Raw genomic sequence first — 19,352 nt, forward strand, 5'->3', positions numbered from 1 at the left:
GAGCACGGGCAGGCCCGCGCGGGCGGCGAGCGAGGACTTGCCGGAGCCGGAGGGGCCCGCGAGCAGGACGACGCGCGCGGAGGCGGTTCGGTGGGGACTCACGGGACACCAGTCTGAGGCATACACCCGCGCAGGGGACCCCCGCCTGCGGTGTTGGTATCGGGAGTCACATCTCAACTACTGTGCGTGTCAATCCGATTACTCAACCCCCCACGCGCAGGCAGGAATCCCATGGCACGTCACTCAGCTCCCACCCCCCGGCGCCGCGCGCTGCTGCGCGCCGGGCTGACGCTCACCGCGGCGGGCGCGGCGATCGGGCTCGGCGGCGGCGCGGCGCAGGCGGCGCCCGCCGAGCCGGTGTCCGCGTCGGGTACCGACAGCGCGCTCGCCGACGCCTCGGCGGCGGCCGGCGCGGGTCTGGCGGGCGGGCTCGGCCACACCGTGGCCGGTGGCCTCGGCCCGGTCAAGAATCTGCAGCTCAACCCGCTGGCCAAGACGGGCGTCGACCCGCTGGACAACGCGGTCGGCACCCAGATCGCCGACTTCAAGCCGCTGTCCACGGCGTCCCTGACGGACTCGGTGACCCAGGGCGGCGGCCTGAAGGACCTGCCGGTGGTCGGGCCCGTGGTGGGACTGCTGCCCGGCTGAGCCGCGTATCGAGCGCCCTGTGAACGAAGGAGGCCCGGCCGTCGTCGTGACGGCCGGGCCTCCTTACCGAAGCGGACTGCTGGGCGGACGGCTCAGTAGCCGGAGCCCGACGCGCCCAGGCTGCCCGTGGGGTGCCAGACGGTCTTCGTCTCCAGGAAGGCCGTGAGCCGGTCCGTGCCGGGGGCGGCGGAGAAGTCCATCGGGGACGGGCGCAGCACCCGCTTGAGGTTGTCCGCCGCCGCGATCTCCAGCTCCTTGGCCAGCGACTCGTCGGCGCCGTACAGGTCGATGCCGTTGACGTCCTGGTGCGACGCGAGCGGCGCGGCCAGCTCCGCCGTACGGCCCGAGAGGATGTTGACGACACCGCCCGGCACGTCGGAGGTGGCCAGCACCTCGCCCAGCGACAGGGCGGGCAGCGGGGCCGACTCACTGGCGATCACCACGGCCGTGTTGCCGGTGGCGATCACCGGGGCGACGACCGAGACCAGGCCGAGGAACGACGAGTCCTGCGGAGCGAGGACCGCGACGACGCCGCTGGGCTCCGGGGTGGACAGGTTGAAGAACGGGCCCGCCACCGGGTTCGCGCCGCCGGTCACCTGGCCGATCTTGTCCGTCCAGCCCGCGTACCAGACCCAGCGGTCGACGGTCGCGGACACGACCGCCGCCGCCTTCGACTTGGAGATGCCCTCCGAGGCGGCCACCTCGGCGGTGAACTGCTCGCGCCGGCCCTCCAGCATCTCGGCCACGCGGTAGAGCACCTGGCCCCTGTTGTAGGCCGTGGCGCCCGACCAGCCGCCGAACGCCTTGCGGGCGGCGGAGACCGCGTCACGGGCGTCCTTGCGGGAGGACTGCGGCGCGTTGGCCAGCCACCTGCCCTTGGAGTCGCTCACCTCGTACACCCGGCCGCTCTCGGAGCGGGGGAACTTGCCCCCGACGTACAGCTTGTAGGTCTTGAAGACGGACAGCCGTTCGAACTGTCGCTCGGACTCAGACATCGAGATACGCCTCCAGGCCGTGGCGACCGCCCTCGCGGCCGTAGCCCGACTCCTTGTAGCCGCCGAACGGCGAGGTCGGGTCGAACTTGTTGAACGTGTTGGCCCACACCACGCCCGCGCGCAGCTTGTTGGCCACGGCGAGGATGCGGGAGCCCTTCTCCGTCCAGATGCCGGCGGAGAGGCCGTACTGCGTGTTGTTGGCCTTGGCGACCGCCTCGTCCGGCGTGCGGAACGTCAGTACGGAGAGGACCGGGCCGAAGATCTCGTCGCGCGCGACGGTGTGCGCCTGCGTGACATTCGTGAAGAGGGTCGGCGCGAACCAGTAGCCGGACGAGGGCAGTTCGCACTGCGGCGACCAGCGCTCGGCGCCCTCCGCCTCGCCCGCGTCGGCCAGCGTCTTGATCCGGGCGAGCTGCTCGGCGGAGTTGATCGCGCCGAGGTCGGTGTTCTTGTCCAGCGGGTCGCCGATACGCAGGGTGGAGAGCCGGCGCTTCAGCGAGTCCAGCAGCTCGTCCTGGACCGACTCCTGGACGAGCAGGCGCGATCCGGCGCAGCAGACCTGGCCCTGGTTGAAGAAGATGCCCGTGACGATGCCCTCGACGGCCTGGTCGATGGGGGCGTCGTCGAAGACGATGTTGGCGCCCTTGCCGCCGAGTTCGAGCGTGGCCTTCTTGCGCGTGCCCGCGATCTGCCGGGCGATGGCCTTGCCGACGGCCGTGGAGCCGGTGAAGGCGACCTTGTCGACGTCCTCGTGCCGGACGAGGGCGGCCCCCGTGTCGCCGTATCCGGGAAGGATGTTGACGACGCCGCGCGGGAGACCGGCCTGGCGGCAGATGTCCGCGAAGAACAGGGCGCTCAGCGGGGTGGTCTCGGCGGGCTTCAGGACCACCGTGTTGCCCGTGGCGAGCGCCGGGGCGATCTTCCACGCGAGCATCAGCAGCGGGAAGTTCCACGGGATGACCTGCCCGGCGACGCCGAGGGGGCGCGGGTTCGCCCCGTAACCGGCGTGGTCGAGCTTGTCGGCCCAGCCCGCGTAGTAGAAGAAGTGCGCGGCGACCAGCGGGAGGTCCGCGTCGCGCGTCTCGCGGATCGGCTTGCCGTTGTCGAGGGTCTCCAGGACGGCCAGTTCGCGCGAGCGCTCCTGGATGATCCGGGCGATCCGGAAGAGGTACTTGGCGCGCTCCGCGCCCGGCAGCGCCGACCACTTCACGAACGCCTTACGGGCCGCCTTCACGGCACGGTCGACATCCTCGGGCCCCGCGAGGGCGACCTCGGACAGCACCTCCTCCGTAGAAGGGCTGACCGTCTTGAAGACCTTCCCGTCGGCGGCGTCGGTGAACTCGCCGTCGATGAACAGGCCGTAGCTCGGCGCGATGTCGACGACCGAGCGCGACTCGGGGGCCGGTGCGTATTCGAAAGCCATCGTGTATCAGTCCACCGTGACGTAGTCGGGGCCGGAGTAGCGGCCGGTCGCCAGCTTCTGGCGCTGCATCAGCAGGTCGTTGAGGAGGCTGGAGGCGCCGAAGCGGAACCAGTGGTTGTCCAGCCAGTCCTCGCCGGCGGTCTCGTTGACCAGCACCAGGAACTTGATCGCGTCCTTGCTGGTCCGGATGCCACCAGCCGGCTTCACACCGACCTGGACACCGGTCTGGGCGCGGAAGTCCCGTACGGCCTCCAGCATCAGCAGCGTGTTGGCCGGGGTGGCGTTGACGGCGACCTTGCCGGTCGACGTCTTGATGAAGTCCGCGCCGGCGACCATGCCGAGCCAGGAGGCGCGGCGGATGTTGTCGTACGTGGACAGCTCACCGGTCTCGAAGATGACCTTGAGGCGGGCGGCGCCGCACTCGGCCTTCACGGCCACGATCTCCTCGTACACCTTCAGATAGTGCCCCGCGAGGAACGCGCCGCGGTCGATCACCATGTCGATCTCGTCGGCACCGGCGGCGACGGCGTCCCGTACGTCGGCGAGCTTCACGGCCAGGGCCGCACGGCCGGCCGGGAAGGCGGTCGCGACGGAGGCGACCTTCACGTCGCTCCCGGCGAGGGAGGCGACGGCCGTGGGCACCATGTCCGGATAGACGCAGAGCGCGGCCGTCGTCGGGACGGTGCGGTCGGTCGGGTCCGGGTGCAGGGCCTTGGCGGCGAGCGACCGGACCTTGCCGGCCGTGTCGGCGCCTTCCAGGGTCGTCAGGTCGATCATCGAGATGGCCAGGTCGATGGCGTACGCCTTGGCCGTCGTCTTGATCGAGCGCGTACCGAGCGAGGCGGCGCGCGCCTCCAGGCCGACGGCGTCGACGCCCGGCAGTCCGTGGAGGAACCGGCGCAGCGAACTGTCGGACGAGGTCACGTCGGCGAGGGGGGCACCGCCCACGGCGGAGCCTGTGGGCGAGGGTGCAGTCGTGGGCATGGTCACCACATGAGCATATCTACGCGCGTAGCAGCATGTACAGGGGGTGGGGGCCTGGGCTGCATCCCAAGGAGGCCGATCCGGCGGCGTCGGCCGTCAGGCGGCGGCGGGCGGCGCAGTGGGCAGCGGCTGCTCGGTCCAGATGGACTTGCCCGACGCGGTGTAACGGGCGCCCCAGCGCTGTGACAGGGCCGACACGAGCTGGAGCCCACGGCCGCTCTCGTCGGTGGCGGAGGCCCGGCGGACGTGCGGTGTGGTGAGACTGCCGTCCGAGACCTCGCACACCAGCGTCCGCCCGCGCAGCAGCCGCAGCCGGACCGGGCCCTGTGCGTGCCGGATCACATTGCTGACCAGCTCGCTGGCGAGCAGTTCGGTGGTCATGGCCAGGTCGTCGAGGTCCCAGGCGTCGAGCTGGGTACGGATGTGCTCCCGCGCCTGCCCGGCGGCGACCGGGTCCTGCGGCAGCGACCAGGAGGCGATGTCGTCGGCGGCCAGCCGGCGCAGCCTGGCGATGAACAGGACGGCGTCGTCACCGGTCTGCTCCCCGGTCGGCAGCAGGGCGGAGACGACGGTGTCGCACAGATCCTCCAGGCTCGGGCCGCGGCCGGTCTCGTCGGTGTCGTGCCTGCCCTCGGGGCCGTCCGCGCTCACGGCGGCGGTGAGCACCCGGGTGAGCTGGTCCATGCCCTGATCGACGTCCCGGTCGGACGCCTCCACCAGTCCGTCGGTGAACAGGACCAGCAGACTGCCGTCGGGCACCGCGAACTCGACGGTGTCGAAGGGCGGGGTGGCGGCGCCGAGCGGCGAGTTGGTGGGAATCTCCGAGACACGCACCGTGTGGTCGGGATGGACCACGACCGGCGGAAGATGGCCCGCGCTCGCGAAGACGCAGGTGCGGCTGGTGGGGTCGTAGACCGCGTAGAGGCAGGTCGCGTAGAAGTCGTCGCCGAGATCGCTGACGAGATCGTTGAGGTGGCCGAGGATCTCGTCCGGCGGCAGTTCGAGATCCGCGAGTGTGCGTACGGCGGTCCGCAGCCGCCCCATGGTCGCCGCCTCGGACAGACCGTGCCCCATCACGTCCCCGATGACCAGGGCCACCCGCTCGGCCGACAGCGGTATCAGGTCGTACCAGTCACCGCCGACCTCGAGGCGCCGGTCGGCGGGCAGATAGCGGGCGGCGGCCGTGGCGGCGGGCGGCGACGGCAGGTGCCGGGGGAGCAGACCGCGCTGGAGCTCCTTGGCCCGCAGATGCTCGGAGTCGTACAGCCGGGCCCGCTCCAGGGCCTGCGCGACGAGCCCGCTGAGCGCGACGAGCAGGGTGCGCTCCTCGCCGGTGAGCAGCCGCGGCTTGTCGAAGGAGAGGACGAAGCAGCCCGTGGACCGCCCCGAGGCGATCAGCGGCAGGAACGCCCACGCCTGACGTCCCGGGGTGGGGACATCGGCCAGCGCGGGGTAGCGCGCCCGTATCTCCGCCACGGAGGAGACGAACAGCGGAGCGCGGTTGTTGAGCACGTCCGACGTGGGGGTTTTCGCGGTGAGCGGGTACGAGACGATCCGTTTGAGGTCCGCGTCCGGATAGCCGACGGAGCCGACCAGCCGGGTGCGATCGCCCTCGACGGCGACGATGACCAGACCGGTGGCGCGGAACGGCTGGATGACGTGCTCGGCGACGGCCTTCACCACCTCGTCCGTGGTGATCGCCTCCGCGAGCGCCGTGGTCAACTCGGCGATGCTCGCGGACCGTTCGGCGGCGGCCCGTTCGGCCGCCGTGCGCTCGGCCTCGCGCGCCCGCTTCTCGGTGACGTCGGTGAGGTAGACGGTCAGGCCGCTCGGTACGGGGACCAGACGCAGGTGGTACCAGCGCTGGTCGGCCGGTGACTTCAGGTCGAGACCGACCGGTCGCTTCTCCGTGACGGCCTGCCTGCACTTCTCCTTGAGACCGGACGCGCGGGCGAAGGGGATGTCCCAGAGCACCCGGCCGAGCAGTTCGGGCGAGGAGCCGAGCGCGCGTTTGGCCTCGATGTTGATGAAAGTGACCCGCCAGCCGGCGTCGACCGCGAGGAATCCGTCGCTCATGTGCCGCAGCGCGTGGTCCACGGATTCGCGGGCGGCATGGGTCTGCGTCGTGTCCCACACGGTGCCGACCATGTGGAAGGGCTCCCCGTCCTCACCGAGGATCACCCGGGCACGCGCCTGGGCCCAGCCGGACGTCCCGTCCGGACGGCATACGCGGTACTCCACGCTGTACACACTCAGGGTGCGGATCGCCTCGTCGGTCTCGGCCATCACCCAGGGCAGATCCTCGGGATGGACCAGATTGACCCAGGTCTCGATGCGGTGATCGAAAGTGGCCGGATCGACGCCGAGCACCGTCATCGCGGCCTCGTCCCAGTTCAGCACGCCGGTCCGGATGTTCCAGTCCCAGGCGCCCACCCTGACGGCCCTGAGGGCCTGCCGCAGGCGGGAGCCGCCGGGCCGCTCCGGCCACAGATCGGGGTGCGTGCCGCGCGGGGTCGCCAGGGAGCGCGCCAGATGCCCGCCCGCCCAGCGGGCCACCTCCTCAAGGAAGCCGCGCTGCTCGGCGGTCGGCTCCCCGGCAGGGGGCGTCAGTACGGAGAGCACGCCGATCAGGCCGAGCGGGCCGGTCGGCGCGACCAGCGGTACGGAGGCCAGGCCGCAGCCGGCGAGCACGGGCGGGTGCTCGGGGGAGTCCTCAGGGGCGTTCTCGGGGGAGTTCTCGCGGGAGAACGCCTCGGCGAAGGCGGGCGCGGGCCGCCAGACGCACTCCCCGCTCCGCGCGGCACGGGCCGGGACCGTCCCGTCCTTCCCCGACAGGTCCCGCCACCGCCGCGTACCGGCCGGTGGCAGCCCGTCGGTGAGCATCAGACGAAGCCCGGCGCCCTGCCAGGGGCTGCGCAGATGCACCATCCCACCCGGTCCGCCGAGGCCCGCGACCGCGTGGTGCAGCGCGCACCGCAGCGCCTCCGTCTCGGACACGTCGTCGCCGACCCCGGCGAGGAGGCGCAAACGCTCCGACGCCGACAGCCCTTCCGTCGGCGGCCGGCCCTGACCTTGTCCGTTCCGTTCGTTCACGGTCATGCACTCGCCTGCCAATCGACCCGCGTCGTCCCACGAGCCCGTACGGCAATTGTCTCTCGGCATCGGGTCCGCGGCGAGAAGAGGGCGGGGAGGCCGCCCGGCGGCCGGTCCCGATCGCCCGGCCGGCGGGAGTCGTGCCGGGGCTGTCCGCGGCGTACGGCAGAATCGAAACCATGACGAGTCCCGAGCAGCCCTCCGAGCCGACCTACGCGGAGCGCGTCTTCCGGTCGCCCGCCGCCATCGCGGGCGGCGCGCTGCTGCTCGCGCTCGGCGCGTGGATCGGGATCGACGCGGTGGTCCGGGGCCACGGCAGGACACCCTGGCTCGCCCTCGCGGGCCTGCTGCTCGCCGTGCCGATCGTGGTGGCCTTCACCATCCGCCCGGCGGTGTTCGCCAACGACGACCGGCTGCGGATCAGGAACCCGTTCCGCACGGTCGTGCTGCCGTGGGCGTCCGTGGCGGATGTGCGGGCCGGGTATTCGAGCGAGGTGTTCACCCAGGGCGGCGCGAAGTTCCAGCTGTGGGCGGTGCCGGTGTCGCTGCGGAAGCGCAAGCGCGCGGCGCGACGCCAGTCGCAGAGCGCGCACGACGACCCGCACAGCCGTACGTCGGTGAGCGCGGACGTGAACGACTCCCGCGCCCGCACGGCGGACGCGGACCACACGGTCGCGGGCCTGCGTGACCAGGCGGAACGCTGTGCGTCCCGCCCCGAGGCCCAGGGCGACCCCCAGGTCCGCTGGGCCTACGAGGTCCTGGCCCCGGCGCTGGCGGGTTTGGTGGTCCTGGTGATCCTGCTCGCGACGGGCTGAGGCCCCGGCCCGCCGGGCCGTACGTCAGGCGGTCGCGGTGCTCAGATGCCCGCCGCCTGCGCCAGGTCGCGTTTCAGGGACGTGAGGAGCTCCGCTCCCCGGGCCCGCGCCGACGGCAGGTCCGCCGAGGTGGGGACCGGGAGCACGATCTCCAGGTAGCACTTGATCTTCGGCTCCGTGCCGCTCGGGCGGACGATCACCCGGGCCTGGTACGCACCTGACAGGTGGTAGCGCAGGCCGTCCGTCGGGGGGAGGGACGACGTGGGGGCCGTCAGATCCTCCGTCGAGGTGACCGTCAGGCCCGCCAGGGTTGTCGGGGGGTGGTCGCGCAGCCGGTCCATCGCCGCCGGGATCAGGGACAGGTCCTTCACCCGTGCCGAGAGCTGGTCCGTCGCGTGCAGGCCGTGGGCGAGCGCCAGGTCGTCCAGGAGGTCCGTCAGGCCCCGGCCCTCCTCCTTCAGCTCCGACACCAGCTCCGCGACCAGCAGCGCCGCCGTGATGCCGTCCTTGTCTCGTACGCCGTCGGGGTCGACGCAGTAGCCGAGCGCCTCCTCGTAGCCGTACCGCAGGCCCTCCACACGGGCGATCCACTTGAAGCCCGTCAGCGTCTCCTCGTAACCGACCCCCGCCGCCGCCTCCGCGATCCGGCCGAGCAGCGACGACGACACGATCGACTCGGCGAACACGCCCGTCGCGCCCTTGCGCACCAGGTGCGCCGCCAGCAGCGCGCCCACCTCGTCGCCGCGCAGCATCCGCCAGCCGCTTTCGGCACCGTCGTCCGGGACGGCCACCGCGCAGCGGTCCGCGTCCGGGTCGTTCGCGATGATGACGTCGGGCGCCGCGCGGCGGGCTGTCGCGAAGGCCAGGTCCATCGCGCCCGGCTCCTCCGGGTTCGGGAACGCGACCGTGGGGAAGTCCGGGTCGGGCTCGGCCTGTTCGGGCACCGGCACCGGCGCGGGGAAGCCGGCCCGCGCGAACGCGGCGTTCAGCGTCTGCGTACCGACCCCGTGCAGCGCCGTGTGGACCACGCGTGCCGTACGGGGCGAACCGGCGCTCAGCACGGCGTCCGTGCGCGCCAGATACGCCGCCAGCACCTCGTCGCCCAGGACCTCCCAGCCGTCCTCGGGGCGCGCCACCGAGTCCAGCGGACCGACCGCCGCGATCTCGGCCGCGATCTCGCCGTCCATGGGCGGCACGATCTGGGAGCCGTCGCCCAGGTAGACCTTGTAACCGTTGTCGCGCGGCGGGTTGTGGCTGGCGGTGACCTCCACGCCGGCCACGGCGCCGAGATGCCGGATGGCGAAGGCCAGCACCGGCGTCGGCAGCGGACGCGGCAGCACGGCGGCGCGCAGCCCCGCGCCGGTCATCACGGCGGCGGTGTCGCGCGCGAAGTCGGCCGACTTGTGACGGGCGTCGTAGCCGACGACGACGAGGCCGCCGCCCTGCCCGGTGGCCTTGAGGTACGCCGCGAGCCCGGCGGCGGCGCGGATGACCACCGAGCGGTTCATCCGCATCGGCCCGGCGCCCAGTTCGCCGCGCAGCCCGGCCGTGCCGAACTGGAGCGTGCCGCTGAACCGTTCGGCGAGCGCGTCCGGATCACCGGCGCCGGCGGCGGCGTCGATGAGTGCCCGCATCTCGTCCCGCGTATCGCCGTCCGGGTCCTCGGCCAGCCATGCCTCGGCCCGCGCGATGAGGTCCTGCTGCACTGTGCGTTCCCCTTCCTGGACCCGGGGCGGCGCCTTCGGCGCGCGCGTTCATCCGGGGTCGGACCGTGTCGGCCGGGGCCGGTGCCCGGCCGGATCTGGTGTACCGCTCAGATCCGCTCAAGCACCCGCGCCAGCAGGGCGCCCATCTGCGTGGCCGAGTCACGGCCCGCCTGGAGGACTTCCTCGTGGTTCAGCGGCTCGCCCGAAAGCCCCGCCGCCAGGTTCGTCACCAGCGAGATGCCCAGCACCTCCGCGCCCGCCTCACGCGCGGCGATGGCCTCCAGCACGGTGGACATGCCGACGAGGTCGCCGCCCAGCACGCGGACCATGTTGATCTCGGCGGGCGTCTCGTAGTGCGGGCCGGGGAACTGGACGTACACACCCTCTTCGAGGTCCGGGTCCACCTCCTTGCACAGCGCGCGCAGCCGCGGCGAGTACAGGTCGGTGAGGTCCACGAAGTTCGGGCCCACGATCGGCGACGCGGCCGTCAGATTGATGTGGTCGCTGATCAGCACGGGCTGCCCGGGGCGCATGCCCTCGCGCAGCCCGCCGCAGCCGTTCGTCAGCACGATCGTCTTGCAGCCGGCGGCGACCGCCGTACGGACACCGTGCGCGACGGCCGCGACGCCGCGGCCCTCGTAGTAGTGCGTACGGCCCAGGAAGACCAGCGCGCGCTTCTCGGCGATCTCGTAACTGCGGATCGTCCCGCCGTGTCCTTCGACGACCGGCGGAGGGAAGCCCGGCAGCTCGGTCACCGGGAACTCGGCCTCGGGTGCTCCCAGCGCGGCGACGGCGGGTGCCCAGCCGGAGCCCATCACCAGGGCGACGTCATGGGTCTCGGCGCCGGTGAGCTCGCGCAGGCGCACCGCGGCTGCGGAGGCGGCGGCGTGGGGGTCGGCGGATCCGTCGGCCGAGGCCGGGATTACAGATGCGTTCACGCGGACGAGGGTAACCGTTCCTGCCCTACGCGCGTAGATGATCGAGCGCACGGTCTTCGGATCGTTGTGTTGTCGTTTCCGACGAACCCGCCGGTCAGCGGCCGTTCGCGGCCACCGCGACCGTGACGGCCGTCACCTCGCGGGCGCGGCCGTCCCCGTGCGGGTGGGGTGACGGTTCAGCACGCGCGCTTTCGCAGTTCCATCACATAGTCATGCGGCGCACCCGCCGACTCCGCCGCCTCGGCCAGCTCGCCGAGATAGCGCGCGGAGGGCAGCCCGCCCTCGTACCCGTTCAGGACGTACAGCCAGGCCGGCTCCTTGCCGTCCAGCGTGTCCACGCGCACCCGCATCCGCCGGTATATGTCGAGGCCGACACCCTCCCAGCGGTCCATCGAGTCCTCGTCCATGGGCGCGATGTCGTACAGCGCCACGAAGACCTGCGAGCGAGGTGCCTCCACGAGGGTGACCAGCGCACCCTCCCAGCCCATCTGCTCCCCACCGAAGGTGAGCCGCCAGCCGTTGAGCCAGCCGGTGCCGCGCAGCGGGGAGTGCGGGGCGCGGCGGGACATCAGCCGCGCGTCGAGGTTGCCGGCGTACGCGGCGTAGAGCGACATGGGGACGAGGGTACGGGAGGTACGCGCGTGCCCGGTGAATCCCATGGACGCGGCCCGTCCGCCGCCGGTCCGCCGCCCGTTCGGGCCGCGGTGGGGGGACCGGCCGGGGGACCCGGGGCGAAGCAGCTTGAAGAGTGCGGGACAATGGCGTACGTACTGCATCCTCCGGGGGCTCCCCGGACTCCCGGCCGGGACGGCAGACGGGTCGGGTTCGACATACGCGAGGCGGACTTTTTCGTGACCCGGATCGTGATCATCGGCGGCGGACCCGGCGGATACGAGGCGGCCCTGGTGGCCGCACAGCTCGGCGCCGAGGTGAGCGTCGTGGACTGCGACGGCCTCGGCGGGGCCTCGGTGCTCACCGACTGCGTACCGTCCAAGACCCTCATCGCGACGGCCGAGGTGATGACCACGTTCGACTCCTCTTACGAGGAGCTGGGCATCATCGTCGCCGACGACACCCCGCCGCTCGAACAGGCCGCCCGCGTCGTCGGCGTGGACCTCGGCAAGGTCAACCGACGGGTCAAGCGCCTCGCGCTCGCCCAGTCGCACGACATCACCGCGTCCGTGACCCGGGCCGGCGCCCGCGTGCTGCGCGGCCGGGGCCGGCTCGACGGCCGGCAGGCCACCGACGGCTCCCGCCAGGTGATCGTGACCTCGGCCGACGGCACGGAGGAGTCACTGACCGCCGACGCCGTGCTGATCGCGACCGGCGCGCACCCGCGCGAGATCCCGGACGCGCTGCCCGACGGCGAGCGCATCCTCAACTGGACGCAGGTGTACGACCTCGACGAGCTGCCCGAAGAGCTGATAGTGGTCGGATCCGGTGTCACCGGCGCCGAGTTCGCCGGCGCCTACCAGGCGCTCGGCTCGCGCGTCACGCTGGTCTCCTCCCGCGACCGGGTGCTGCCCGGCGAGGACCCGGACGCCGCCGCCGTGCTGGAGGACGTCTTCCGGCGGCGCGGCATGAACGTGATGTCGCGCTCCCGCGCCGCGTCCGCCAAGCGCGTCGGCGACCGCGTCGAGGTGACCCTCGCCGACGGCCGGGTCATCTCCGGCACGCACTGCCTCATGGCGGTCGGCGCCATCCCGAACGCCGAGGGCATGGGCCTGGAGGAGGCCGGGGTCCGGGTCAAGGACTCGGGGCACATCTGGACCGACCGGGTCTCGCGCACGTCCGCGCCCGGCGTGTACGCGGCGGGCGACGTGACCGGCATCTTCGCGCTCGCCTCGGTCGCCGCGATGCAGGGCCGGATCGCGATGTACCACTTCCTCGGCGACGCGGTCGCCCCGCTCAACCTCAAGACCGTCTCGTCGAACGTCTTCACCGACCCCGAGATCGCGACCGTCGGCTACAGCCAGTCGGACGTGGACAGCGGGAAGATCGACGCGCGCGTCGTCAAGCTGCCGCTGCTGCGTAACCCCCGCGCCAAGATGCAGGGCATCAGGGACGGTTTCGTCAAGATCCTCTGTCGTCCCGGCACCGGGATCGTCGTCGGCGGTGTGGTCGTCGCGCCGCGCGCCAGCGAACTGATTCATCCCATCTCGATCGCGGTCGACAACAATATGACCGTCGAACAGATCGCAAACGCTTTCACTGTGTACCCCTCTCTGTCGGGCTCGATCGCCGAGGTGGCACGGCAGTTGCACAGCCGTAAGAGCGACGACGAGGGTTGACCCAGGTCATGGGGCGTACGCGGGTCACCTGACCGCGCTCCTATACCACTTGGCGCCGCCCCGCACGTTCACCTTCCGTTTTTCGGCGTGAAGCGCTGAAAGCGGGCGGCGGACCGGGTTACTGTCAGTTTCGTGTTCGCTGCAGAACGTCGCCAGTTAATCCTCGAAATGGTGCGCGCCAACGGAGCCGTGTCGCTCCGTGAGCTCGCCCGCGTCGTCCAGACCTCAGAAGTGACCGTACGCCGGGACGTGCGGGCGTTGGAGGCCGAAGGACTCCTCGACCGCCGGCACGGCGGTGCGGTACTGCCGGGCGGATTCACGCGAGAATCCGGCTTTCCGCAAAAATCCCATCTCGCCACGGCGGAGAAGACGGCCATCGCCGATCTCGCCGCGAGTCTCGTCGAAGAAGGCGAGGCCGTGGTGGTCGGCGCCGGTACGACCACGCAGGAGCTGGCCCGCCGGCTCGCGCGGATCCCCGGACTGACCGTCGTCACCAACTCCCTGCTGGTCGCACAGGCGTTGGCCCACGCCAACCGGGTCGAGGTCGTCATGACCGGCGGCACGCTGCGCGGCTCCAACTACGCGCTGGTCGGCAGCGGTGCCGAGCAGTCGCTCCAGGGGCTACGGGTCTCCCGCGCGTTCCTGTCCGGGAGCGGGCTCACCGCGGAGCGGGGCCTGTCCACCTCCAACATGCTCTCCGCCAGCGTCGATCGGGCGCTGGTGCAGGCGGCGGCCGAGGTCGTGGTGCTCGCCGACCACACCAAGCTCGGCACCGACACGATGTTCCAGACGGTGCCGACGGACGTCATCACCCGGCTGGTCACCGACGACCCGCCGGCCCACGACGACCGTGCGGCGACCGAACTCCAGGCCCTCGCCGACCAGGGCGTACAGATCACGGTGGCGGGCGCCGCCGGATCGGGGTCCGGCGGTGACGCGGCCCCGCCGGGGCACCGGCCCCGACGGGACACCGCGCTGCCCGGACAGCGCCGTACGCACGGCGGCGGCGGGCCGGGACCGCAGGCGCTGCGAAGCGCCGGGGCGCTGGCCGAACAGCCCGGAGAACGCGCACGGGTCGCGGATCTGCGCCGCCGCTGACAGGGCTACGGGCCACTCAACCCGGACAGGGCCTGAGCCCGGTCAGGGTCAGTGTCAGTAGCCGGTCGGCCAACTCCGGGTCGTCCGGCGCCTGTTCGGCGGCGAGCGCGATGGCGTTCGTCAGCTGCATCAGGTCGTCGATGGACGTGTCCGCCCGTACGTCCCCGCTCATCTGCGCCCGTACGAGCAGCAGTTCACCCGCCGTACGAAGCTTCGTGCTGCACTGTGTCAGGCCCGAACTCGCGTCGTACGAGGCCGACATGAGCGCGCGGGAGAGGCCACGGTACTCACCCGCGTGGGTGATGAGCGCGCGCAGCCAGGCCACCAGGGCGTGGCAGGGCCGGTCGGAGCCCGCGAGTTCACGCGAGCGGTCGAGCAGGTCGGCGAGCGCTTCCTGGAACACGGCGCTCATCAGGGCCTGACGGGTGGGGAAGTGCCGGTACAGCGTGCCGATGCCGACTCCGGCGCGGCGCGCCACATCCTCCAGCGAGGCGTCCGTGCCGTGTTCGGCGAACGCGGCACGGGCCTCGCCGAGCACCCGCTCGTAGTTCCGCCGCGCGTCGGCACGCATGGGCCGGGGCGGCGCGCCGCTGCTGCTGCTCGCCATCGCGGTCCTTCCTGTGGCTGGTGTGTCGGTGTGCTCCCCAGGATGCCACCGGACACGGGCCTCGGGCGTGCCCGCGAAGGCCCGCCCGGCGGGCGGGGGCCGGGCGCCGGCCCCGTGTCCCCGGCGGCGGCGGAGCGTACACACCGCCGCGTACGCCGACGGCCCCGCCGGTCGTGCCGGGCGGGGCCGTCGGGGTGTGGCTGGGTCAGTCCTTGATCTCGCAGATCGTCGCGCCCGAGGTGAGCGACGCGCCGATCTCGGCGGTGAGGCCCTTGATCGTGCCCGCGCGGTGGGCGTTGAGGGGCTGCTCCATCTTCATGGCCTCCAGCACGACCACCAGGTCACCCTCCTCGACCTGCTGTCCCTCCTCGACCGCCACCTTCACGATCGTGCCCTGCATCGGCGAGGCGAGCGTGTCGCCCGATGCCGCCGAGCCGGCCTTCTTCGTGGCGCGGCGCTTGGGGCGGGCGCCGGCGGCGAGGCCCGTGCGGGCCAGGCTCATACCGAGGCTGGAGGGCAGCGAGACCTCCAGGCGCTTGCCGCCGACCTCGACCACGACCGTCTCGCGGCCGGGCTCGTCGTCGGTGTCCCCGTCGCCGGGGGCGGTGAAGGCGGGGATGGTGTTGACGAACTCGGTCTCGATCCACCGGGTGTGGATCGTGAACGGGTCCGCGGTGAAGGCCGGGTCGGTGACGACCGCGCGGTGGAAGGGGATGGCCGTGGCCATGCCCTCGACCTGGAACTCGCCCAGCGCACGCGCCGCGCGCTGGAGCGCCTGCTCGCGGGTGGCGCCGGTGACGATCAGCTTGGCCAGGAGGGAGTCCCAGGCCGGGCCGATGACCGAGCCGGTCTCCACACCCGCGTCCAGGCGCACACCGGGACCGGTCGGCGGGCTGAAGAGGGTCACGGTGCCCGGGGCCGGGAGGAACCCGCGCCCGGGGTCCTCGCCGTTGATACGGAACTCGAACGAGTGGCCGCGGACCGCCGGGTCGTCGTAGCCCAGCTCCTCGCCGTCGGCGATGCGGAACATCTCGCGTACGAGGTCGATGCCGGTGACCTCCTCGGTGACCGGGTGCTCCACCTGGAGGCGGGTGTTGACCTCAAGGAAGGAGATCGTGCCGTCGGTGCCGACGAGGAACTCGACCGTGCCGGCGCCGACGTAGCCGGCTTCCTTCAGGATCGCCTTGGACGCCGCGTACAGCTTCTCGTTCTGCGCCGGGGAGAGGAAAGGCGCCGGGGCCTCCTCCACGAGCTTCTGGTGGCGGCGCTGGAGCGAGCAGTCACGGGTGGAGACGACGACCACGTTGCCGTGGGTGTCGGCCAGGCACTGGGTCTCCACGTGCCGGGGCTTGTCGAGGTAGCGCTCCACGAAGCACTCACCGCGCCCGAACGCCGCCACGGCCTCGCGGACCGCGGAGTCGTACAGCTCGGGGACCTCCTCCAGCGTGCGGGCGACCTTCAGACCGCGTCCGCCACCGCCGAAGGCGGCCTTGATCGCGATCGGCAGGCCGTGCTCCTTGGCGAACGCCACGACCTCGTCGGCGCCGGAGACCGGGTCGGGGGTGCCCGCGACCAGCGGGGCACCGGCGCGCTGGGCGATGTGCCGGGCGGCGACCTTGTCACCGAGGTCGCGGATGGCCTGCGGCGGCGGACCGATCCAGGTCAGCCCCGCGTCGAGGACCGCCTGCGCGAACTCCGCGTTCTCCGACAGGAATCCGTAGCCGGGGTGGATGGCGTCGGCGTCGGAGTCCTTGGCCGCCTGGAGCACCTTGGCCATGTCCAGATAGCTGGCGGCGGGGGTGTCACCACCCAGGGCGAACGCCTCGTCGGCCGCGCGCACATGCGACGCGTCCCGGTCCGGGTCCGCGTACACAGCCACCGAGCCGATCCCGGCGTCCCGGCACGCACGAGCAACACGGACAGCGATTTCGCCACGATTGGCGATGAGCACCTTGCGCACGATGGCTCCCTCCTGGAAACAAGCAGAGTTTAGGGACTGCCGACACGACCGCTCGACCCGTCCCCAGTGGTGAGCTTGCCCACACGCAGTGTGATCCGAGGCCCGCTCAAGTCGCGAAATCCCTTGTGACGCCAGGGTACGCCGGGACTCTCAACGGCACAGTAATCGCCGGATGTGGTCAAGGTCTCTGTCAGTGCGCCCCGGCGCGTCTCGCGATTCTTTGTTGAGATCCCACTAACGCCTGCCGGATTCTTTGCCTCTGCCCGGGCCCTTGTCCGGGGGTTTACCGGTGAGTAGCCTTCCCGATGCCGTCCGTACTTGGGGTAACAGGGGAAGAGGTGGGTGCCGTGGTGCGCAGACCCGTGGCGTGGGTGGCGGCGATCGTGCTGCTCGCGGAGGCCGTCGGCTTCGTTTTCGTCAACGGGGTGATGGCCACCGTCGTCGACAACCAGCAGATGTCCCTCGCCGGACTCGACCCGGACGCCATGTCCACCGGGACCTGGGGTGCGGGCTTCGGCCTCGGCCTCTATCTGGTCTGCTGCGCCGCCCTGTTGGTGCGCGCGGCGATCACCGACCGGGGGTTCGGCCGGGTCGCCCGGCCCGTCCTGATCAGCTGCGCGATCCTGCACGCGGTGCTCGGCGCGCTGGCGGTCGGGCTGGTGGGCTGGGCGGCGTTCCTGTTCATGATGGTCGTGCTGGGGCTCATCGTGCTGACGCTGATCGCCTACGCCGAGCGGGCGGAGCCCGGTGGGCCGGCCGCCGCGGCGCCGGCCGGGACGGGGCCCTCCGCGGCCTGAGCGCCCGCGGTGTGCGACGGCTTCTCAGGCCCAGAGATCGGTGACGGCCACGTCGTGCTCGGCCAGCAGCGCGCGCAGCAGGGGCATCGACAGCCCGAGTACGTTCCCGTGGTTGCCGTCGATCGTCTCCACGAACGGCGCCCCGAAGCCGTCCAGCGTGAACGCCCCCGCCACGTGCAGGGGTTCACCCGTCGCCACGTACGCCGCGATCTCCGCGTCCGTCGGCTCACCGAACCTGACCACGGTCGAGCCGGTCCGGGACACGCTGCGCCCGGTCACCGTGTCGATCACGCAGTGCCCGGTCTGGAGCACCCCCGACCGGCCGCGCATCACCTTCCAGCGGGCCGTGGCCGTCTCGGCGTCGCCGGGCTTGCCGTGGGCCTCGCCGTCCAGCTCCAGCACCGAGTCGCAGCCGACGATCAGCGCGCCCGCGGCCTCCGGGCGGGCGGCCACGGCGACGGCCTTGGCCTCGGCCAGCACCCGCGCCAGGGCGGCGGGCGTGGCGGCCGACAGCGCGTCCTCGTCCACGCCGCTGACGATCACCTCGGGCGCGAGGCCGGCCTGCCTGAGCAGTCCGAGACGGGCGGGCGATGCGGAGGCGAGGACGAGGCGGCGGCGCTGATCGGTCATGACGAGCAGGGTAGTCACCGGGCCGGGGCGCCCGCTTCCAGGGCCCGCCCTCAGTCGCCGGACGGGCTCGGTGTGGCCCGCGCGGTCGCGGACGTCGCCGTGTGCGTGCCCGTGTGCGTGGTCAGCAGGTCGCCGTGGCGCCGGTCGAGCAGCCGCTCATGGGCGGGGGTGAAGAGACCCCGCCACTGGCCGACCGTCAAGTCGTCGTCCTCGCGGGCGAGTTGGGCGGAGACGGCGGGCCCCGCCGAGGCCGGGGTCAGCCCGGCGACCTCCAGGAGCTGCGCCACGGCCCGCTCGCGGCCCGCCGCCGTACCCCCGTGGCCGGGACCGGCCAGATTCTCGTGGGTGATCACCGTGACCGCCGGGTGGTGCAGCAGCCACTGGCAGCGCCTGGCCTCCTCGATCCCCGGGAAGCCAGGGTCCGTCAGCGCGAAGGTGATCTTCGCTTCCATCGTGGGCAGCGCGCCGACGATGTCGCGGTAGATGAGGTGCTCCGGCGGGAACCCCGCAGGGTCGCCCGGCCGGGACAGCGACCGGAGCTGGCTGATGATCCGGTCCCGGACGTCCCGGTGGTGGAAGACGATGGGCGGCTGACCGCCGTTGTGCCAGGCGCGCAGCAGGCCCGCGTCCGCCCGCCGCAGGTCGAGGCTGTCGACGTACCAGCAGCCGCGGCCCGGCAGCAGGCCGGGCAGCTCGGCGTCCGGCAGCCGGGCCAGCCGGCCCTCCAGCCCCGGATCGGCGGGTGAGGCCACGGCGACCGGCTGGCCCAGCCGCATCCACCACACCCGCCACAGCGCGCCGGCCGCGTCCCGGAAGGCCGAGTCGAGCACCTCCCGGTCCTCGGCGCCGCGCTTGAGCAGCAGCTCGGCCTCGTCCTCGCCGTGGGCGGCCGTCAGCAGCGGGCGCATCGCGACGAGTTCGGGGGTGCCGGCGGTCCGGCCGCCGACGGCCGGGGCGGCGCTCATCGTGCCGTACGAGAGATAGCCGAGCGCGGACGTGAGGTCGGCCAGCAGCGGAGTACCGCTGCCCGGCAGTGAGACGACGATCACCTGGGACACAGTCATGGACTCTCCGGGGAGGGCAGCTCACGCCCGGAGGCGGTACCGGGCCCGTACGCCCCGCTCAACGACGCGACACCCGTCCGGAAACGCGGCCCGAGGCGTGGTCACGGCCTCAGCGGATGCCGGAGACGATCATCCAGAGAACCATCGCGAAGGAGAGGATCATGCCGGCGCGACGCATCATCGCCTGCATGTCCCGCATCTCCTTGGGAGGTTCGTTCTCAGGATCGGACCAGAGCATGCAACCGATCCTGCGCGCGCGGCGGGCCGGGCGCCTGAGTACCCGTACTCAGGCGCCCGGCCCGC

Annotated in this window: 17 protein-coding genes and 1 pseudogene; 5 read left to right on the top strand and 13 right to left on the bottom strand. The window is 72.3% G+C overall.

Translation table 11 applies throughout. The annotated features are described in order from the left end of the window. Positions 1–177, bottom strand: a pseudogene (locus tag BHU15_RS41580) (ATP-binding protein); the annotation flags it as partial. A 54-nt stretch (positions 178–231) separates the two neighbouring features. Between BHU15_RS41580 and BHU15_RS26000 the strand changes: the two are divergent. Then, positions 232–648, top strand: coding sequence for a hypothetical protein (locus BHU15_RS26000; protein ID WP_069629417.1), 417 nt, complete (start codon positions 232–234; stop codon positions 646–648). A gap of 92 nt (positions 649–740) precedes the next feature. Here BHU15_RS26000 and BHU15_RS26005 read toward each other — a convergent pair whose 3' ends face one another. The 4 genes from BHU15_RS26005 to BHU15_RS26020 all read right to left on the bottom strand — a co-directional run bounded on the left by BHU15_RS26005 (position 741) and on the right by BHU15_RS26020 (position 7,149). Next, positions 741–1,643, bottom strand: coding sequence for an aldehyde dehydrogenase family protein (locus BHU15_RS26005; RefSeq protein ID WP_069629418.1), 903 nt, complete (start codon positions 1,641–1,643; stop codon positions 741–743). Next, positions 1,636–3,066, bottom strand: coding sequence for an aldehyde dehydrogenase family protein (locus BHU15_RS26010; protein ID WP_069629419.1), 1,431 nt, complete (start codon positions 3,064–3,066; stop codon positions 1,636–1,638). Before BHU15_RS26010 ends, BHU15_RS26005 begins: the two co-directional genes overlap by 8 nt. A 6-nt stretch (positions 3,067–3,072) precedes the next feature. Beyond that, complete coding sequence (deoC, locus tag BHU15_RS26015) at positions 3,073–4,050, bottom strand: deoxyribose-phosphate aldolase (RefSeq protein WP_069629420.1); 978 nt, start codon at positions 4,048–4,050, stop codon at positions 3,073–3,075. 96 nt (positions 4,051–4,146) lie between these two features. After that, a complete protein-coding gene (locus tag BHU15_RS26020) occupies positions 4,147–7,149 on the bottom strand; it encodes a SpoIIE family protein phosphatase (protein WP_255293216.1) in 3,003 nt (1,000 codons plus the stop codon). A 173-nt stretch (positions 7,150–7,322) separates the two neighbouring features. On the opposite strand from BHU15_RS26020, the gene BHU15_RS26025 reads away from it, so the two are divergent. Next, positions 7,323–7,958, top strand: a complete 636-nt coding sequence (locus BHU15_RS26025) for a PH domain-containing protein (protein WP_069629427.1) — start codon at positions 7,323–7,325, stop codon at positions 7,956–7,958. Between the two features lie 41 nt (positions 7,959–7,999). Here the strand turns inward: BHU15_RS26025 and BHU15_RS26030 are convergent, their stop codons facing one another. From BHU15_RS26030 to BHU15_RS26040, 3 genes are all read right to left on the bottom strand, one after another. Next, complete coding sequence (locus BHU15_RS26030; protein WP_069629421.1) at positions 8,000–9,664, bottom strand: phospho-sugar mutase; 1,665 nt, start codon at positions 9,662–9,664, stop codon at positions 8,000–8,002. 107 nt (positions 9,665–9,771) lie between these two features. After that, a complete protein-coding gene (locus tag BHU15_RS26035) occupies positions 9,772–10,602 on the bottom strand; it encodes a purine-nucleoside phosphorylase (RefSeq protein ID WP_023539092.1) in 831 nt (276 codons plus the stop codon). 176 nt (positions 10,603–10,778) lie between these two features. Next, positions 10,779–11,216 carry a gamma-glutamylcyclotransferase family protein gene (locus tag BHU15_RS26040; RefSeq protein ID WP_031229841.1) on the bottom strand — a complete coding sequence of 146 codons (438 nt, stop codon included), beginning with the start codon at positions 11,214–11,216 and terminating at the stop codon, positions 10,779–10,781. A gap of 237 nt (positions 11,217–11,453) precedes the next feature. Between BHU15_RS26040 and BHU15_RS26045 the strand changes: the two genes are divergently transcribed. Continuing rightward, positions 11,454–12,893 (top strand): NAD(P)H-quinone dehydrogenase, encoded by a 1,440-nt coding sequence (locus tag BHU15_RS26045; RefSeq protein ID WP_031229839.1) that lies wholly within the window; start codon positions 11,454–11,456, stop codon positions 12,891–12,893. A gap of 132 nt (positions 12,894–13,025) precedes the next feature. Next, a complete protein-coding gene (locus BHU15_RS26050) occupies positions 13,026–13,991 on the top strand; it encodes a DeoR/GlpR family DNA-binding transcription regulator (RefSeq protein WP_078494211.1) in 966 nt (321 codons plus the stop codon). A 16-nt stretch (positions 13,992–14,007) separates the two neighbouring features. Here BHU15_RS26050 and BHU15_RS26055 read toward each other — a convergent pair whose 3' ends face one another. Next, a complete protein-coding gene (locus BHU15_RS26055) occupies positions 14,008–14,598 on the bottom strand; it encodes a TetR/AcrR family transcriptional regulator (RefSeq protein WP_069629422.1) in 591 nt (196 codons plus the stop codon). Between the two features lie 205 nt (positions 14,599–14,803). Next, positions 14,804–16,558, bottom strand: a complete 1,755-nt coding sequence (locus BHU15_RS26060) for an acetyl/propionyl/methylcrotonyl-CoA carboxylase subunit alpha (protein ID WP_069629423.1) — start codon at positions 16,556–16,558, stop codon at positions 14,804–14,806. Positions 16,559–16,896: 338 nt separating this feature from the next. Here BHU15_RS26060 and BHU15_RS26065 point away from each other — a divergent pair, with 338 nt between their 5' ends. Continuing rightward, entirely contained in the window at positions 16,897–17,355 is a 459-nt protein-coding gene (locus tag BHU15_RS26065) for a hypothetical protein (RefSeq protein WP_069629424.1), read from the top strand. Positions 17,356–17,379: 24 nt separating this feature from the next. Here the strand turns inward: BHU15_RS26065 and BHU15_RS26070 are convergent, their stop codons facing one another. The 3 genes from BHU15_RS26070 to mmpB all read right to left on the bottom strand — a co-directional run bounded on the left by BHU15_RS26070 (position 17,380) and on the right by mmpB (position 19,287). After that, positions 17,380–17,985, bottom strand: a complete 606-nt coding sequence (locus BHU15_RS26070) for a Maf family protein (protein ID WP_069629428.1) — start codon at positions 17,983–17,985, stop codon at positions 17,380–17,382. A 50-nt stretch (positions 17,986–18,035) separates the two neighbouring features. Then, a complete protein-coding gene (locus BHU15_RS26075; protein WP_069629425.1) occupies positions 18,036–19,049 on the bottom strand; it encodes a hypothetical protein in 1,014 nt (337 codons plus the stop codon). 109 nt (positions 19,050–19,158) lie between these two features. After that, positions 19,159–19,287, bottom strand: a complete 129-nt coding sequence (mmpB, locus tag BHU15_RS41585; protein ID WP_255293217.1) for a morphogenic membrane protein MmpB — start codon at positions 19,285–19,287, stop codon at positions 19,159–19,161. Positions 19,288–19,352: the final 65 nt, after the last annotated feature.

The organism is Streptomyces niveus, assembly GCF_001723055.1.
Taxonomy (GTDB): domain Bacteria; phylum Actinomycetota; class Actinomycetes; order Streptomycetales; family Streptomycetaceae; genus Streptomyces; species Streptomyces niveus.

Coding starts and splice junctions, on each gene's coding strand:
- BHU15_RS26055 (WP_069629422.1), bottom strand. CDS start 14,598: ATGGCGAGCAGCAGCAGCGGCGCGCCGCCCCGGCCCATGCGTGCCGAC.
- BHU15_RS26020 (WP_255293216.1), bottom strand. CDS start 7,149: ATGACCGTGAACGAACGGAACGGACAAGGTCAGGGCCGGCCGCCGACG.
- mmpB (WP_255293217.1), bottom strand. CDS start 19,287: ATGCTCTGGTCCGATCCTGAGAACGAACCTCCCAAGGAGATGCGGGAC.
- BHU15_RS26005 (WP_069629418.1), bottom strand. CDS start 1,643: ATGTCTGAGTCCGAGCGACAGTTCGAACGGCTGTCCGTCTTCAAGACC.
- BHU15_RS26010 (WP_069629419.1), bottom strand. CDS start 3,066: ATGGCTTTCGAATACGCACCGGCCCCCGAGTCGCGCTCGGTCGTCGAC.
- BHU15_RS26070 (WP_069629428.1), bottom strand. CDS start 17,985: ATGACCGATCAGCGCCGCCGCCTCGTCCTCGCCTCCGCATCGCCCGCC.
- BHU15_RS26075 (WP_069629425.1), bottom strand. CDS start 19,049: ATGACTGTGTCCCAGGTGATCGTCGTCTCACTGCCGGGCAGCGGTACT.
- BHU15_RS26040 (WP_031229841.1), bottom strand. CDS start 11,216: ATGTCGCTCTACGCCGCGTACGCCGGCAACCTCGACGCGCGGCTGATG.
- BHU15_RS26025 (WP_069629427.1), top strand. CDS start 7,323: ATGACGAGTCCCGAGCAGCCCTCCGAGCCGACCTACGCGGAGCGCGTC.
- BHU15_RS26000 (WP_069629417.1), top strand. CDS start 232: ATGGCACGTCACTCAGCTCCCACCCCCCGGCGCCGCGCGCTGCTGCGC.
- deoC (WP_069629420.1), bottom strand. CDS start 4,050: ATGCCCACGACTGCACCCTCGCCCACAGGCTCCGCCGTGGGCGGTGCC.